This is a genomic window from Mariniphaga sediminis, assembly GCF_003573545.1.
Taxonomy (GTDB): Bacteria; Bacteroidota; Bacteroidia; order Bacteroidales; family Prolixibacteraceae; genus Mariniphaga; species Mariniphaga sediminis.
Genome location: NZ_QWET01000037.1, coordinates 1 through 14,941, shown reverse-complemented (window position 1 = coordinate 14,941; position 14,941 = coordinate 1). Strand labels below are relative to the sequence as shown.

16 protein-coding genes are annotated in these 14,941 nt (G+C 42.1%); 7 read left to right on the top strand and 9 right to left on the bottom strand.

What is annotated here, in order from left to right:
* Positions 1-243: 243 nt before the first annotated feature.
* Complete coding sequence (locus tag D1164_RS23680; protein WP_147372275.1) at positions 244-450, bottom strand: response regulator; 207 nt, start codon at positions 448-450, stop codon at positions 244-246.
* Positions 451-726: 276 nt separating this feature from the next.
* Here D1164_RS23680 and D1164_RS23090 point away from each other — a divergent pair, with 276 nt between their 5' ends.
* Positions 727-1,218, top strand: a complete 492-nt coding sequence (locus D1164_RS23090; protein ID WP_119352277.1) for a hypothetical protein — start codon at positions 727-729, stop codon at positions 1,216-1,218.
* 191 nt (positions 1,219-1,409) lie between these two features.
* The gene (locus D1164_RS23085) at positions 1,410-2,144 is read left to right on the top strand and encodes a LytR/AlgR family response regulator transcription factor (protein ID WP_119352276.1); all 735 of its coding nucleotides are present in this window, start codon (positions 1,410-1,412) and stop codon (positions 2,142-2,144) included.
* Here D1164_RS23085 and D1164_RS23080 read toward each other — a convergent pair.
* Positions 2,131-2,703 (bottom strand): hypothetical protein, encoded by a 573-nt coding sequence (locus D1164_RS23080; RefSeq protein ID WP_119352275.1) that lies wholly within the window; start codon positions 2,701-2,703, stop codon positions 2,131-2,133. The genes D1164_RS23085 and D1164_RS23080 overlap by 14 nt on opposite strands.
* 105 nt (positions 2,704-2,808) lie before the next feature.
* On the opposite strand from D1164_RS23080, the gene D1164_RS23075 reads away from it, so the two are divergent.
* Positions 2,809-3,615, top strand: a complete 807-nt coding sequence (locus tag D1164_RS23075; RefSeq protein ID WP_119352274.1) for an aminotransferase class IV — start codon at positions 2,809-2,811, stop codon at positions 3,613-3,615.
* Between the two features lie 112 nt (positions 3,616-3,727).
* Here D1164_RS23075 and D1164_RS23070 read toward each other — a convergent pair whose 3' ends face one another.
* The 3 genes from D1164_RS23070 to D1164_RS23060 form a co-directional block, all read right to left on the bottom strand.
* On the bottom strand, positions 3,728-4,060 hold the full coding sequence (locus tag D1164_RS23070) for a type II toxin-antitoxin system PemK/MazF family toxin (protein WP_119352273.1): 333 nt from the start codon (positions 4,058-4,060) through the stop codon (positions 3,728-3,730).
* Positions 4,057-4,290 carry a ribbon-helix-helix domain-containing protein gene (locus tag D1164_RS23065; protein ID WP_119352272.1) on the bottom strand — a complete coding sequence of 78 codons (234 nt, stop codon included), beginning with the start codon at positions 4,288-4,290 and terminating at the stop codon, positions 4,057-4,059. Before D1164_RS23065 ends, D1164_RS23070 begins: the two co-directional genes overlap by 4 nt.
* 189 nt (positions 4,291-4,479) lie before the next feature.
* A complete protein-coding gene (locus D1164_RS23060; protein ID WP_119352271.1) occupies positions 4,480-5,640 on the bottom strand; it encodes an iron-containing alcohol dehydrogenase in 1,161 nt (386 codons plus the stop codon).
* An 84-nt stretch (positions 5,641-5,724) separates the two neighbouring features.
* On the opposite strand from D1164_RS23060, the gene D1164_RS23055 reads away from it, so the two are divergent.
* Positions 5,725-6,312 (top strand): hypothetical protein, encoded by a 588-nt coding sequence (locus D1164_RS23055; RefSeq protein ID WP_119352270.1) that lies wholly within the window; start codon positions 5,725-5,727, stop codon positions 6,310-6,312.
* 110 nt (positions 6,313-6,422) lie between these two features.
* Positions 6,423-7,145, top strand: a complete 723-nt coding sequence (locus D1164_RS23050; protein ID WP_119352269.1) for a head GIN domain-containing protein — start codon at positions 6,423-6,425, stop codon at positions 7,143-7,145.
* 59 nt (positions 7,146-7,204) lie between these two features.
* On the opposite strand, the gene D1164_RS23045 is transcribed toward D1164_RS23050, so the two are convergent.
* Positions 7,205-8,662, bottom strand: coding sequence for a S41 family peptidase (locus D1164_RS23045; RefSeq protein ID WP_172594608.1), 1,458 nt, complete (start codon positions 8,660-8,662; stop codon positions 7,205-7,207).
* 28 nt (positions 8,663-8,690) lie between these two features.
* Positions 8,691-10,787 carry an HD family phosphohydrolase gene (locus D1164_RS23040; protein ID WP_119352267.1) on the bottom strand — a complete coding sequence of 699 codons (2,097 nt, stop codon included), beginning with the start codon at positions 10,785-10,787 and terminating at the stop codon, positions 8,691-8,693.
* A gap of 169 nt (positions 10,788-10,956) precedes the next feature.
* On the opposite strand from D1164_RS23040, the gene D1164_RS23035 reads away from it, so the two are divergent.
* Together D1164_RS23035 and D1164_RS23030 are read left to right on the top strand one after the other, a co-directional pair.
* The gene (locus D1164_RS23035; RefSeq protein WP_119352266.1) at positions 10,957-11,757 is read left to right on the top strand and encodes a C40 family peptidase; all 801 of its coding nucleotides are present in this window, start codon (positions 10,957-10,959) and stop codon (positions 11,755-11,757) included.
* A 209-nt stretch (positions 11,758-11,966) separates the two neighbouring features.
* Positions 11,967-12,395, top strand: coding sequence for an NUDIX domain-containing protein (locus D1164_RS23030; protein WP_119352265.1), 429 nt, complete (start codon positions 11,967-11,969; stop codon positions 12,393-12,395).
* Positions 12,396-12,476: 81 nt separating this feature from the next.
* On the opposite strand, the gene D1164_RS23025 is transcribed toward D1164_RS23030, so the two are convergent.
* Together D1164_RS23025 and D1164_RS23020 are read right to left on the bottom strand one after the other, a co-directional pair.
* Positions 12,477-13,871, bottom strand: a complete 1,395-nt coding sequence (locus tag D1164_RS23025; RefSeq protein ID WP_206611099.1) for a hypothetical protein — start codon at positions 13,869-13,871, stop codon at positions 12,477-12,479.
* An 11-nt stretch (positions 13,872-13,882) separates the two neighbouring features.
* On the bottom strand, positions 13,883-14,941 hold a 1,059-nt coding region (locus D1164_RS23020; RefSeq protein ID WP_147372274.1), incomplete at its 5' end, for a DegT/DnrJ/EryC1/StrS family aminotransferase.

Here is a 14,941-nt window from a genome sequence, read left to right as displayed (position 1 = left end):
TTGCGGGAGATCTGATCACACCTTCAAAGTTAGTTTTGGGAGAATTTTAAGGTAGAAAAAAAGTTAAATGAATATTGAAGGTTAAGCGTGATTACTTTTTTACTCCACCGGATTTTCAAAGTGACCCTGGTTTTGTCAATAATGCATCGGCGTCAGATTCTATTATTTTGCGGGCCGTTTCTTCGTCGTAGGTGTGTGGTGCGATTAGTATAACAGGAATATTCTCAGTGACGGTATTTTGCTTTACATTCCTGCATAGTTCCAGGCTGCCGGGGGGGGAAGAAGGGGAATGTCCATCAGGATAATATCCGGGCTTTTATACATGGCAACATGGAATCCTTCCTTTTCGTTTGTCCCTTCAATTTGTGAGTTGGGGAAAGCATTTAATACGATGTTTTTCAGTTCGTTTAGTTTTTTGTTGTTATTCCCAAAGGCTAGTATAGTAATCATTGTTTTTAGGATTACCTTTCGGTATCGGAGTATCCCTATTTTCAGTCGGTTCGTTAAATAGTCATTAGGGTAAAAATAATAATTATCGGGAGAATCAGAATTTTGTTTCTTTCTTTTAAGAAGATTCAGGGGATTTGGCCTATGATAGATTATGGAGTTCACCATAGATATTGGGTTATTCGTAAGCATTTCTTTGCTGGTCGTTGAATTAAATTGTTGTTGTTCAGTAAGTTGTTTAAATTTGGTTAGAATGGAAAATTAAAAACAATAACTACAATGAAAGCGAAAATGTATTTTTTGAGTATCTGTGTTTTACTGTTGTGTGCAGCAGTTTCAACACAAGCAAAAGACGGTCAGGCACTAACGGGTAATTCGTTCACCGGATTCGGGAAATATGTCATTATGGAGGCAGAAGTCCCGATGATGATTGATAACCAAACGGTAAAAACTTACGAAGTGGAATATGAAAACGCAGCAAGTCCGGTACGTATCGGAGTTATTAAAGAAATGAATTGTATTACTTTTCTTGTTAGAACAAATGAGTTTGAAGTACAGTACAGCTGTGAAAAAGGGGTTTTTGGAGTCAAAAAGATGAATCATGAATACCGGGAATTACCGGAAAAGGAGTGTAATTTAAAACTTGATAAAACAAGTTTTTATTCGCAGCGTATTATTAGCCGGCAAAACAAAACAGATGAAGAGCTATTGGGGCTGATAGCCTGCTATTTCCCTTCTTTAGTTGACGAACAATATCACAGCCAACTTTAGAATTTAGAGGATAATTAAGGAAATTATAAAACCAGCAATAAATAGCAATTTTTTATAGAAATGGGAAAAGAGCCTTTACCTATGGTAAGGGCTTTTTTGTTTTTTTTTTGTAATATTTTTTTTAAAATGTATTAAAAGCTGACAAAAAGGTATTAATTTCCCCAAATGAATAGAAATATTAATTTTTTCAGATGAAAAAAAAATGCCTCATTGTAGATGATGAGCCTCTTGCATGTAAACTACTAAGTAATTACCTTGGGAAACGGGGTGGTTTTGATGTTGTTGCCGAGTGCAGTGATCCCATTAAAGCACTTGATGTTTTGCGTTCCCAAAAGGTTGACATTATGTTTTTGGATATTCAAATGCCGCAAATGACCGGTATTGAGTTTCTCAAAAGCCTGAAACATCCGCCACAAGTGATTATTACCACAGCTTATACAGAGTATGCTCTGGAAGGTTTTGAGCTGGATGTGGTTGATTACCTACTCAAACCCATCACTTTTGAGCGATTTATAAGGGCAGTCAATAAATATTTAAAAATTTCTCAGCAGCACGAATCTGTTTCAGGTCGTCAGACAGCGTGCTGTACCGTAGGTGGAGCTTTTATTTTTGTAAAAGAAAATAAGAAGGTTTTAAAGTTACCCTTAAGAGATATTTTATATATCGAAGGACTAAGCGAGTATGTGAAAATTTATACCAGCAGAAAGAATATTGTTACAAAAGCCAGTATGACCAGTATGGAAGAAAAGCTCTTTGACAACGATTTTATGCGTATTCACAAATCGTATATTGTTTCTTTGAATAAAATGGAGGCTTTTACTACCAATAGTATTGAAATTGCCGGAAGGAAACTTCCGGTTGGCCGGAGTTATAAGAACAGGCTTTCAGAAGTATTGCAAGGCAATGGTTCGTTCACGGTGAATTAAAAATGTTCCATAGCCGGTCGATTCCTTTTCCTTTCTCCAAGGTTTTAACTGGCGACAAGCCGAGATTTTTTATACGTATTTTGTTTACTATACCAAGGATTTCTCCTGACCCTTTTCCCTGAATTTTAAAAACTTTTAGCGCCACTACTGTTTTTAGCGTGGTTCCCCTTACACGCAAGGTAAACGGTGAATATTTTCCGGGATGAATATGTAAAAAACGACAGGTATCCATCCCTTGTTTTATAACCCAGGATGATTTGTCAGAAAGCTCTGTTTTTCTGAATTTCATGGGTTTTAACCAACTGGCGAGTTCTTCCGGCGATGTGATATGGTTATTTTCTGCAAAAGTAAGGCACTGACGGCTAATTTCATCTACTGTAAGTTCTCCACAATAAAGGTCGATGAGATTATTCCCGATGTTCAGTAGTTCTTTTTCTATATCGGCCCATTCCTGTTGACGCCATTTTTCAATTCGGGTTTTTAGAAAGCCGAGATGGTGTTTATAAGGATTGAAGACAACAGGCGGATCGATTCCCGGTATTTTTTCATTTGCATTCATCACCTGCTTTTTTGCTAAAATACAATTTTTGAATACATCATTTTGTAGTTTTGTTGGATGATGTTTATTAAAAAAATAGGCATATCAGTAATTTAAAAATCTGAAATGAGCCATTATCCGTTACATCAGTATTTTATCTACAATGGTAAAATCGTATCAAATACAGAGTTCAGGGCATCGGAGAATACCGGGGGCGTTTACGAAGTACTGCGTGTTTCGCAGGGGGTGCCGTTGTTTTTAAAGGAACACCTGAATCGTTTTTTCGGGTCGGCTTCCCTTGCCGGGAAGGCTATCCGGTTTTCGGAATCAGAGATTGCCGGTTTTCTTTCCGCATTGATCCGGGAAAACAGTATTTTGGAAGGAAACATTTTACTCTCGTGTAAAACAAACCTGAAAGCTTTTTTTATTCCGCATAAATATCCTGATGAAAAGTGGTATGTTGCTGGAATACCCTGTGGTATTTTAAAAGGGGAACGCCAAAACCCAAATGCCAAAGTATTTCAGACCCCGGTTAGGCAGAGAGCAGATAAATTAATGGAAGAGAAGGGTTTTTATGAGGTTTTACTGGTCGACAACTGCGATCATGTAACTGAGGGAAGCCGGAGTAATATATTTTTCGTCGGTGAAGGACGATTGGTAACTCCTCCCGGAAAAGAGGTGCTGTTGGGAATTACGCGTCAGAAGACCATTCAACTGGCCGGGGAAGAAAATATTATGATGGACGAAAAGGAAATCCTGCTGCAGGATTTACCCGGATTTCAGGCGGCATTTATTACCGGAACTTCACCTAAAATTTTGCCGGTTTCGCAAATTGGTGAATGGAAGTTTGATCCGCAAAATTACGTCGTGCAGCGCCTCCGAAAAAAGTATGATGAACTGATTCATCGTTACATTAAGTCGCATCAAACGTAGCCCGGTATAGACGCCAATAATCGGAGAGGAGCGACCCGGTACCTTTCCTCTCCCAATCACGGTGCGATTGCTCGTTGGTAAGTAACCTGATTGCCGGTAGATTTTTGGTAATTCAATATTTTAAAATATCGTTCAATCCCTGTTTCAGTTTTTCCAACTGTTGGGGAGTGATAGTTCCCATTTTTTTTACCAGCCTTTCTTTTGAAATGGAGCGGACATGGAAAATCAAAATTTCCGATTTTCGCGCCAGGCCATTTTCAGGGTCCGGATCCAAAACAATATTCCCTTTGTACTCTTTTATTTTTGTTGTCAATGGGCAGGCAATAACAACATTTAGAAGGGTATTTACAACATTCCCGCTGATGATCACTACCGGGCGATATCCCTCTTGTTCACTTCCTTTAACAGGATTGAGATCGGCATACCAGATTTCACATTGCTTCATTCTCCCAGTTGCTTTAGATAGTCTTCCATGCCTTCTTCCGCAATTTGCATAATTTCAGTATCTTGTCCTGCCTGCCGGTAGGATTTGATGTATTCGGCACGTGTTAATTGATCAAGGTAAATCCTAAGCGCTTTTTCAATAATTTTATTCTTTGGCATGGCCATTTTTGCAGCCATCTCATTGAGCTTTTGTAAAAGCTCATCAGGCAAAGTGCTGGTGAATACTGACATTATTCATTATATTTTATATTTATATTTTGTAAATATAAAACAAAAATATTTATTAACTTGTTTTTACCCCAAAATTCCAAGGGGAAGCAAATTCCTATCCGCTTACAGAGGATGGTTTTCTTTGTTCCCCCCGGGGGGCGGCTCATGAGAAAAAGCCCAACGAAATTTTAGTGTGAAATAGCTGTTCGATCACAACCGGCTTTTCAGGATTGCTTCCACTTCCTGATACCCGATATCTTTATTCTCTCCCAGTTTGCTTTCCCTCTCTTTGAACCGTTCTTTAATTTTCGCTATGGTTTCTACCGGTACGTCGTATTCCGGTAAAGTACATGGAACTCCCATTGATTCAAAAAAATCAACCGTTTTTGCAATGGTTTTATCGATTCGTTCGTCGTCTGTTCCTTCTGTGATTCCCCAGATACGTTCTCCGTATTGCAGAATTTTTTCCTTTTTGCTTTGGCGTTTAATCTGCATTATTCCGGGCAATACAATGGCAAGTGTCCGGGCGTGGTCAATTCCGTGGTAGGCAGTTAGTTCATGTCCAATCATGTGTGTGCCCCAATCCTGTGGTACGCCGGTAGCAATCAGTCCGTTTAATGCCAGGGTAGCGCTCCACATAAAGTTTGCTGCCGCCTCGTAATCGTTTCGGTTGGCAATTACTTTAGGCCCTTCTTCTACAAGGGTTAAAAGAATTCCTTCGGCAAACCGATCCTGCAGTGGGGAGTTTACCGGGAATGTCAGGTATTGTTCCATTACATGCACGAAGGCATCTACAATTCCGTTGGCTACCTGTCTGTCAGGAAGCGTAAAAACACATTCCGGATCGAGTATTGAAAACTGAGGCAATACTTTCGGCGAACCAAAAGCCAGTTTCTCCTGTGTCGAAATACGGGTAATTACTGCATTACCATTCATTTCAGAACCGGTCGCCGGAAGGGTGAGAACCGCTCCGAACGGAATGGCTTTATCTGGTTCTATGATATATCTCTGAACAAAAAAATCCCACGGATCTTTGCCCGGGTATAATGCTCCGGCGGCAATAAATTTTGTGGCATCAATCACCGAACCGCCACCAACTGCCAGCAGAAAATCTATTTTTTCATTTTTTATAAGCTCCACAGCTTTCATACAGGTTTCGTAATGTGGATTAGGCTCAATACCCCCAAACTCAAACAGGTCAAAGTTTTTCAATGCATTCTTCACCTGATCGTAAACACCGGTGCGCTTGATACTACCTCCGCCATACGTCATCAAAATCTTTGCGTTTTCAGGAATTTCATCGGCAACTTTGGGGATACTTCCTTTTCCGAAAATAATTTTTACGGGATTTCTGTATTCAAAATTATACATGGATTTCTGTATTTTAAGTTATTACAATTCTTTTAATATGATTATTTCTTTTTTATTTGTTTGAAAATCTAAAAGTATCGTAAAATGCCCGGAAAATCAAAAACTGAAGATAAAATAACAGACTTTGAAAAGGCCATGGAGGAGCTCGATGACGAACAACTGGCAGGTGTGTTGAAAAAACGGAATCATTACCAGCCTGAAGCTGTCAGGGTAGCCATTCGTAAAGCTTTGGAAAGAGGAATTATCCGTTCTGAGGAAGATTTGAGGGGCCAGGAATTCAGCATAAAGCCATTAAGAAGGAAGCTTTTTCCTGAAATTGAAAGCGGTGCTAACCGAGATAAAATACGAAAAAGTATTTCCCGCGGATTACTTATTGCCGGTGCGTTTCCCACTGCTTGGAGTTTTTTGCGCATGAATGCCGGTTTTACTTCGGAGGGAATTTTACTGCTGGCTTTCGGTGTTTGCTGGATGGGCCTTGCATTCTCTTTAATGCGAAAATTTTCGCTTCTTGCAGCGCGTTTGCTTTCCGTACTCGCCATTCTTTCGTTAGGATATGCTGTAAAGTATTTCTTGGCTCTTCCTCAGTTTATTTTTATGGATGTTTTTATTGCTACAGCACTTTACCTGCTTTTGGCGTATGGTTTGGTTTTTATTTTCCGGTTGAAGGAGTAGGTGTTTAGGTGTTTTACCTTTTCAATAATACTGTTTGTCGAAATTACCTCAACATTTTTTACAGTTCTGTTTAAATTTGTTCTTTTATTGAATCATAAAGTTGTAGCTAAATGATGTACCAAAAATTTCCAAAGAGCGGCCGTCTCATTTTTACGTTACTGTTTTTAGTAAGTGTTGTTTTTTCTTTTGAAGCTAGGGGGCAAAATAGTGGAAGGGAATCGAAAACTTACGAAACAGGTGAGTTTAACCACCTATTTCTGGAGGGAGCTTTTAGTGTGCAGCTCATACAGGGAAGACAAAGCTCACTGGTGGTGGAGGCTTCCGATGGTAGGGCTTTCGATTATCTGGAGGTAACCAATAATGACGGATTACTTCATTTGCATGTGGATCGTAAGCCTTTCGATTTAACCAAAATAACCCTGCTTGTTACATTCGAAAACCTCGAATATCTTCATATATTCGGAGGCATTCGGCTGGATACACATGGATACCTTGATCTGGACGATTTAACGTTGCTTCTCGAAGGTGGGGCCAAAGTTGATTTAAAGGTGAAAGCCCGCCGTGTAGATGTTGAAAACAAAGGCGGTGTGCTGTGTGAACTCAGTGGAGTAGCCGAGTCGTTGGATGTGCGGCTCGCAGGAGCCGGTCATATCAATGCCGGTGAATTAAAGGCAAGAGATGTCGATTTTAAAATTGAAGGAGTAGGTACGGGTAGGGTTTTTGCAACCGAAACCCTTTACGCCCGGATTAACGGGGCAGGGAAAGTGAAATACAGGGGGAATCCTGAAGTAACCCAGGAGATCGAAGGCTTGGGCTCTGTGAGCCGGGAATAGGAAAAGCGTAAGGTCTGATTATTCTTTTATAAATTTACTTAGTGCCGGATTACCGGGGATCATTTTTTCTCTTTAACGAGATTGCCGGTGTCTGCTTGCTCGAACAGCACCTCCCGTTTGTTGGCATCAAATTTCGAAAATCCCCGATCGAAAATTGTATATGGGATGGTCATGCTTGCTTTTTTCATGGCTATTATTTCTGTTCCCGTAATATCTTCCACAGCGGCTTTTAAAAGCGGGTCCTGCATGTTTCCCAAAGGGATGCCTGAAAAAAGGTCGTCTTCAACCGGAATGTCTGGCGAAAAACCGTTTTTAAAATCGGTTTCACCCAGTGAGTTGGCATATTTCAACACAATGGGCTGAATTCCCCAATTGTCAAAATCCTCGTAATAAGCGGAATCCTTATAGAAATATTCAGGCTTCAGGGTAATGGAGCCGGTGTATTTGCCATACGTCTTTTCTCCAACGGTTATCACCTCCATATATGGCCTTAAACCGGTAATTGTCAGTTCCGAAGCTGATGCCGTGCTGGCTCCGGTAAGAATGTGCAGTTTATTCAGCCCTAATTTAGCAGTCGGATTTTTTGTAAATGTGATTTTCAAATTTCTCGTGTCATTGATTGACTCCCAATGCTGTTGGTATTTATCGTTCCATTGAAGTGTTACCAGGGTTTCTTCTTCATTCACCACATTCAGCGGAGCAACTAAACTGCAAAGGTAGCTGGCGGCAGCTGTTCCTCCACCCAGGTTGTATCGCAAGTCAATGACCAGATCGGTAATTTGTTCATTCTTAAAATACTGGAATGCCTCGTTGAGGCGGGGATTAAAATTCTCAATGTATTGGGCGTAAAAAAGGTAACCTATTTTGTGCCCTCCGTGTTCCAGCACATCGGTAATAAATACTGGATCGAGGTTCATTTCCCTTGCCGTCATACTAACCGTAGAATTAGGATCAACAGAAATGCCCCCTTCACCCAGAATCCCCAGAGTAATGTTCAGACTTTCTGCATAAAGTAAGTCGGTGTAATTTTCGTCGGAAATGTCTGCATTGTTCATCAGTACAATAATATTTCCCCGTTCCAGTCCTGCTTCGGAAGCAGGTGTGTCGGGATAAACATATTCAACAATGGCAAAAATATCTCCGGTATTTTTAAACCGGCCAAAGGTCAGTGAATAACCATATGTTGTTTCCACACCTTCAAAACTTTTTTCAAGAGCGTCAATATCGTCGGTTATATAAGACCACTTGTCTTCTTCGTACAGAAGTTTATTGAAATAGGCTTTCGGATCGCGTTCGTAACGAATGTCAATATTGGGTACTTCTTTGTACCACAGGTAAATATCGTTCATTGCACTTTCAATGAAGGCATTAACCTTCCGGGTGAGGGGCGGAACTTTTTGTTTGTGTGGATCGGGAATAGGGAGTGGGTGTTCACTACATCCTGTTGCAATGATAATTGAGAATATCAGAAAGACAATTTTCGTCAGTTGCTTTTTTATGTTTCTTCTCACCTTCATATCATCTTTCATCTAAAACAAGATTGCTTTATTTCTTTTCCATTGTGTTGCTTTCCTGCTCTTTCGGATATTCTATTCTAACATGATAAATGTTTACCAGTTTATTTAGTAACGTTTCTTTTATGATTTTAATATCGCGAAAGGTTAAATCTGATTGTTCCAGTTGTTTATCCCTTATTTTTTGATCGATCATTTTGTCGGTAAGCCCTTTTAAGTTTTCAAGTGTTTTTTCCGGCAGGCTCCGCGAGGCGGCTTCAATCCCGTCTACTATCATAACCACAGCAGCTTCTTTTGTCCGGGGAAGAGGGCCGGGGTAAATGAATGATGCTTCATCCACTTTTGTGTCCGGATTTTCTTCCTGGTGTTTCAGGTAGAAATACTGGGCCTTGGTAGTGCCATGGTGGGTAGCGATAAATTCTACCAGCGCTTCGGGCAGCTTGTGTCTTTTGGCCATCCTGACGCCGTTTTTTACATGGTTGATTATTATCTCCGCACTTTTGAGATGATCCATTTTGTCGTGCGGATTGATGCCTACTGCCTGGTTTTCAATAAAAAATTCGGGCCGGGCGATTTTTCCTATGTCGTGGTACAAGGCCCCGGCACGAACCAGAAAAGGATTACCTCCTATTTTCAGGATAATTTCCTCGGCAAGATTGGCAATCTGCATGGAGTGTTGAAACGTGCCTGGTGCCTCTTCAGCCAGTTTACGCAGTAGCGGCTGATTGGTGTCGGAGAGTTCAATAAGGGTAACATCGGAAACAAACCCGAAAATTTTTTCAAAAATGAACACCAACGGATAAACCAGCAGAATGAGTATGCTGCTGAGTACGAACCATTGCATTGTTTTATAGTTTACCGAAAGGAAATCGCCTTCATGAACCAGCTCCAGGGAAATATAAACCAATGAATAGGTTAGTAGCACCCAAATGGCAGCCATAATCAAATGTCCGCGCCGGTGCATTTTGTTCAGGCTGAATACGGCCACCACTCCCGCCGTTACCTGGAGAAGCACAAATTCATAGTTGTTGGGGGCAAAAAAACCGGTGATGAGTGAGGCTATGATCATAGTGAAAATAGCTGTACGCGAATCGAAAAAAGTACGCACAACAATGGGGAAAATAGCAAATGGTACAAGGTAGATGTGCAGATTAGGAAAAGAGTCGATAAAAATGGAGAGGAAAATTATACTAACCAGGAACAACAGCAAAAAAGATAGTTTACTAAACCGGTTTAGAATATCGAAACGGTATATATAGAGAAATGTGAAAAGCAAAACCATAAAAATGACAGTTAATGTGCCTTTCCCAAATGAGACAATATAGCGATCGATTCCTTCTCCCCGTTCCGATTCGTAACTGGCTTTCAGTGATTCCAGTATTTGAAATTTTTCATCGTTCACTATTTCACCTTCAAGGATAATACGTTCGCCGGTTTGCAGCATTCCGCGGGTAGCGGAAATGTTTTTTACTGCTTCATCCTTTTCCTTTTGAGTCGTTCCGCTGTCATACGACAGGTTGGATACAATGAATTTTTCAGGCTTTAACTTCAAAAGCAGGTCTTTTGCTCCGGGGTATTTCCCAGCCAGCTCACGAAATGTATTGTTCAGTTCGTTGTAAGCCGATTTTTCGGAATAGATCTTTTCTGTTTGAATTTTCGACACCGTGTTTCCGGCTCTTTTTTTCAGCTCTTCTTTTCCGGTAAGTTCCGGGTAGGTTTCTGCCGAGCGGGCCAGGATGCCAATTTTGTATATGTCGCGGATTGCTGATTCAGCCTCTGTAAAAATCTCCGGCTGCGGATTTTCCATTGAATCGGTCATTGCCTGCCAGTCGGATTTAAGCAGATTTAGTTTTTGATTGACCAGGGTTGTGTCAAACGAAAAATAGGGTATTACTGATTCCAGTTGTTCTGTTTTTTCTTTTTCGATCTCCGCAGGTGTCTTCAGGATGGCAAAATCAAAAGGGGCTACCAGGTTTTCGTGGTTCCATGGAAACCCTTTCTGGTATTCGTACTTAAACCGCGGTTCACCCGGCATTACGAGGAATAGAAGCACTGATGTAAAGAGGAATACGAAAAGCCAGTAAAATGTGCGGGTGTAGTTTTTCAGTTTCATTAAAAAAGTATCCATCGTATGTCGTTTTCTTATGTGGATTTTATGTCCAACCGGTTTCGTACACAAAAATTACAAATAAAAATTTATCCTGTTCAACACGCACTGTTTTTTTTATAGATTTGTGTTGAATCGCGCGAATTGAACGCGATTTGATTTTTCGAAATAAAATTAAGAAAATATTTGAATGGACTACGGTATTTCCGGTTTGAGCCTTATTCCTGTGAGAAAAGAACCGTCTGAAAAGAGCGAAATGGTAACCCAGGTGCTTTTTGGAGAACATTTTGAAATTTTTGAAGAAATGGTGGGCTGGTGCCACGTGAGACTTGCCTGGGATGGCTACGAAGGATGGATAGACAGTAAGATGATAACGCCTGTTAATGTGCGGACAATAAATAAGCTGGAAAAGCGGCCATATGCGGTAACAGGCGATATTATCAGTCTGATACCGGTAAACGACGAACAAAACCTTGTGTTGGTAGCCGGTAGTACACTGCCTGTCTGGAGACCCTACCTGAAAGAATTTTCAGTGGATAAGGATACCTATAAATCGGAGGGGGAGGTTTATTACGGAGTGCAAAAAAATCCACGGGAGGTAGTAATAAAACAGGCATTAAAATATTTTAACGCCCCCTATCTTTGGGGAGGTCGGTCCCCTTTCGGAATTGATTGCAGTGGTTTTACGCAGATTATTTACAAAATGATTGGGATGCGTATTCCGCGCGATGCCGGCGAGCAGGTTAAAATGGGAGTGGCCTTGAGTTTTGTAGACGAAACGGAACCCGGAGATCTGGCATTTTTCGACGATGAAGAGGGCAATATTGTGCATGTGGGTATTATCTGGCAACGCAATAAAATTATCCATGCATCCGGAAAGGTACGCATAGATAATGTGGATCAATTCGGAATTTTTAATGTAGATTTGAAACGTTATACCCATAAAATGCGTGTAATGAAGAAAATAATCGGCACCAATGAAACAGATTGAATTGTTCATCTATTTACTCATCCTCATTTTTGTGATCTTTCTTATTGTGAAATACTGGAAAACGGGGAGGAGAGATTAAAAGGGAAGGAGAAATTAGCTGACAATAGTCAATTGGTACATCGCGCAAAATAATTCAACCGCCCGGCATATGAATACAACAGGAAATATAGCCGGTGGCTATGAGCAGATAATCATTCATAAGGTATAAAATGTATACTTACAAATATCCGCGTCCGGCACTGACCGTAGATGCTCTTGTTTATGTAAAAGAAAACAATTTGGTTTGGGTACTGCTGATTCAACGCGGGCAGGAACCGTTTAAAGAGAAATGGGCTTTGCCCGGAGGATTTGTGGATATGGACGAGCTTTTGGAAACGGCCTGCAAACGCGAACTTCTGGAAGAGACCGGACTGAAAGTGGACAGAATGAAACAATTCAAAACTTTTGATGCCGTTGACCGCGATCCCCGACATCGTACTATTTCTGTGGTTTTTTCTGTTGAGCTATCTGAAAAAGAAAAGGTAACGGGCGGCGACGATGCAGCCCGTGCAGCCTGGTTTTCTTTGGATGACCTTCCTGAAATGGCATTTGACCACCAAAAGATTTTAAGTGAGTTTTTTAAACTGGAGAGGACATGAATTTTTAATGGAATTCCAATCCGGGAAAAATCACGTCCCTTCCAGGGTAATAATTAGGAAAGTTCGTCTTTCCGTAATTTATTAAGGATTGGCATTTAAAAGTTTGTGCATACCCTCCATCATGATATCCTCCGCTTTGTCTGTTACCGGACTTGTTTCAATTTCGTATCCTCCCTGTTTATAAGCTGCTTTTGTCCCGATATAAAATGGTCCGTAATCTCCATAGCCTGCCATTGTAACAAATAAATCAGGACGCATGGCTTTTGCTGCCAGTTGATATTCCACAAAAAGTTCGCCCGGCATAAAAAGAAGCCTTGTTTTTCCCAGCCTTAAACAGTTAAGCTCTATTTTCTTTCCGGCCTGGTATCTTTTTATCCAGGCAAGTTTCCCCATATTGTTAGGGAGGTAATTGAAGGGTAAATCCTCATCTCCCATTTTTGCTTCAATCTCCTCCAGTATATTTAAGGCGGGAGGCAGGTCAACAGCCTGAGTATTCCATTGTACCTGTTTGGGCGTAATCTTCATCTTTTTACTGTCCTCCCAGGCACGTTTCATGCCGTCAGCCAGTCTTTCAGCCAATATCCTACGATTCTCCTTCGACCCGTCGTTATATTTGCCGGCAGCAACGTTCCCTCCTGCCCCGTTAAAATGAACGTGCAAGGCACCGGGCATTTCCAACTGGCGGTAAAACCGGGCAAGCCCGGGGAAGTCCGGGTTAGCTACCTGCGTTAAATAGTAACTTTGCGGGTGGGTGGCGTAAAAACTTAAGAGGGCCACCGGAGTTTCCTCTTCCCAGAAGCCGATAACCGAAACCATTGAATCAATAATCCCTTCAGGTTGCGCTATCAAAAAGGAATCTTTGCAGGAAGATCCCCGGGACGAGCCTACCTTTCCCTCGTTGTTCAGAATCCTTCGGTTCGAAGCTACTTTGTAAACCGGCGCTTCTCCATAGCTAATATGCGAGACAGGCCGGGAATCATCAAGCGATTTTTGTATTGCTTTACTCAGGTTCTGAATCAACTCACGGGCAAAACTGCCCTCAAAACAACCAGGCGAAATTCCTTCCTTCTTCAGGATTTCTTCCGCCGTAAAATCGCAAATCGGGGCATCGTGCTGATGAATGGTGTGCACTGCAACCCTGTCGGGTGTGGTACCGGCAGCTTCGGCCAATGCTTCTTTAAAAGCATCCTGCCCGCCGTTGGCTATTCCAATCCAGTCAACAGAGCATAGCACAATCGGTTTGCCAGCCCCCTGAAGAACAATTCCGCGGGCCCGTAAGCCCAGATCCCATGATTTTATCATGGGGCCGTAAGTGAGCTGGCTCCCCACTGGAGGTGTGGCGTCTACATCAAAAGTTGATAATAGAACAGGTGGCTGCCCGTTCTGGGCAGCCACTTTTGTAATATCCGAAAAAAAAGAAAAAGACAGTCCTGCAAAAAAGAAGTACAGAAAGATAATGCGAAGGACATTTTTCATCGTAAAAAAAATTAAATGGATTTAAGCTGGTCGCGGTTTTCATATACTTTAGCCAGGGCGTTGATCACATCGTCCATATCGTCCGTTGTTCCAAGCAGTGGCCCGGAAGCCCACAACATCACCATTTCTTCGTCGCAAACCAGGTCGCACACAGGACAGGCCATGTCTTGTTTAAATTCCTCAAGCCTGTTTTTTCCGTACATTTGCTGGTACTCTTTCCTGCCCATGATATTGTCCACCCACGGCTCTTTGTGCAGGCCATTTTTAATGTAAGGACTTAACCCGACCCCTTCGGCAGCCAGTGCTTTCAGGTACTTTTCCCGGGGTACCCCGTTGTATTCTTCCTTGTTGTAGTTCATGGTGTACAGGTAGAAAGAGCCTTCTTCGGTGCCATCGTAGAGCTTTTGCGGGGTGATTCCCGGAATGTCTTTGATTTTGGAAGTGAGGTACTGCGCATTTTTGTTCCGCACAGCATGGCGTTCCATGGCGGTGGGAAGTTGCCCCAGTAAAATAGCCCCTTCAAATTCGTTCATCCGGTATTTTGGGCCGATGGTTTCGGTGCGGCCAAATTTGGATGTTCCGTGGTTTTGTACCGTGTAGCATTGCTCCATTAACTCCGCATTGTTGCTTATGATACTGCCCCCTTCACCACATGAGATTACTTTGGAGGACTGGTGGCTGAAACATCCGATGTCGCCAATTGAGCCAAGCATTTTACCGCGGAACTTTGCAAAGTGTGCCTGGCAGGCATCTTCAATGAGAAAGAGGTTGTACTTACGGGCAATTTGCAGGAAGCGGTCCAAATCGGCAGGTTGCCCCATCATGTGCACCGGCATAATGGCTTTGGTATTTTTTGTAATCCTGCGTTCCACATCGTCGGGGTCTACCTGGAATGAATAGCGGTCGATGTCAGCAAGCACGGGCAGTGCCCTGGCCGACAGGATGGCGGCAATGGTACCGGGGTCTGTATAGGGAGAGGTGATTACCTCGTCGCCGGGCCCCAGACCGAGGGCTTCCACAGCCGTGTGGAGTGCCTGGGTTCCTGAACCCACTGCCACACAGCGGGTGAC

Coding starts and splice junctions, on each gene's coding strand:
- D1164_RS23680 (WP_147372275.1), bottom strand. CDS start 450: ATGATTACTATACTAGCCTTTGGGAATAACAACAAAAAACTAAACGAA.
- D1164_RS23090 (WP_119352277.1), top strand. CDS start 727: ATGAAAGCGAAAATGTATTTTTTGAGTATCTGTGTTTTACTGTTGTGT.
- D1164_RS23085 (WP_119352276.1), top strand. CDS start 1,410: ATGAAAAAAAAATGCCTCATTGTAGATGATGAGCCTCTTGCATGTAAA.
- D1164_RS23080 (WP_119352275.1), bottom strand. CDS start 2,703: ATGAATGCAAATGAAAAAATACCGGGAATCGATCCGCCTGTTGTCTTC.
- D1164_RS23075 (WP_119352274.1), top strand. CDS start 2,809: ATGAGCCATTATCCGTTACATCAGTATTTTATCTACAATGGTAAAATC.
- D1164_RS23070 (WP_119352273.1), bottom strand. CDS start 4,060: ATGAAGCAATGTGAAATCTGGTATGCCGATCTCAATCCTGTTAAAGGA.
- D1164_RS23065 (WP_119352272.1), bottom strand. CDS start 4,290: ATGTCAGTATTCACCAGCACTTTGCCTGATGAGCTTTTACAAAAGCTC.
- D1164_RS23060 (WP_119352271.1), bottom strand. CDS start 5,640: ATGTATAATTTTGAATACAGAAATCCCGTAAAAATTATTTTCGGAAAA.
- D1164_RS23055 (WP_119352270.1), top strand. CDS start 5,725: ATGCCCGGAAAATCAAAAACTGAAGATAAAATAACAGACTTTGAAAAG.
- D1164_RS23050 (WP_119352269.1), top strand. CDS start 6,423: ATGATGTACCAAAAATTTCCAAAGAGCGGCCGTCTCATTTTTACGTTA.
- D1164_RS23045 (WP_172594608.1), bottom strand. CDS start 8,662: ATGAAGGTGAGAAGAAACATAAAAAAGCAACTGACGAAAATTGTCTTT.
- D1164_RS23040 (WP_119352267.1), bottom strand. CDS start 10,787: ATGGATACTTTTTTAATGAAACTGAAAAACTACACCCGCACATTTTAC.
- D1164_RS23035 (WP_119352266.1), top strand. CDS start 10,957: ATGGACTACGGTATTTCCGGTTTGAGCCTTATTCCTGTGAGAAAAGAA.
- D1164_RS23030 (WP_119352265.1), top strand. CDS start 11,967: ATGTATACTTACAAATATCCGCGTCCGGCACTGACCGTAGATGCTCTT.
- D1164_RS23025 (WP_206611099.1), bottom strand. CDS start 13,871: ATGAAAAATGTCCTTCGCATTATCTTTCTGTACTTCTTTTTTGCAGGA.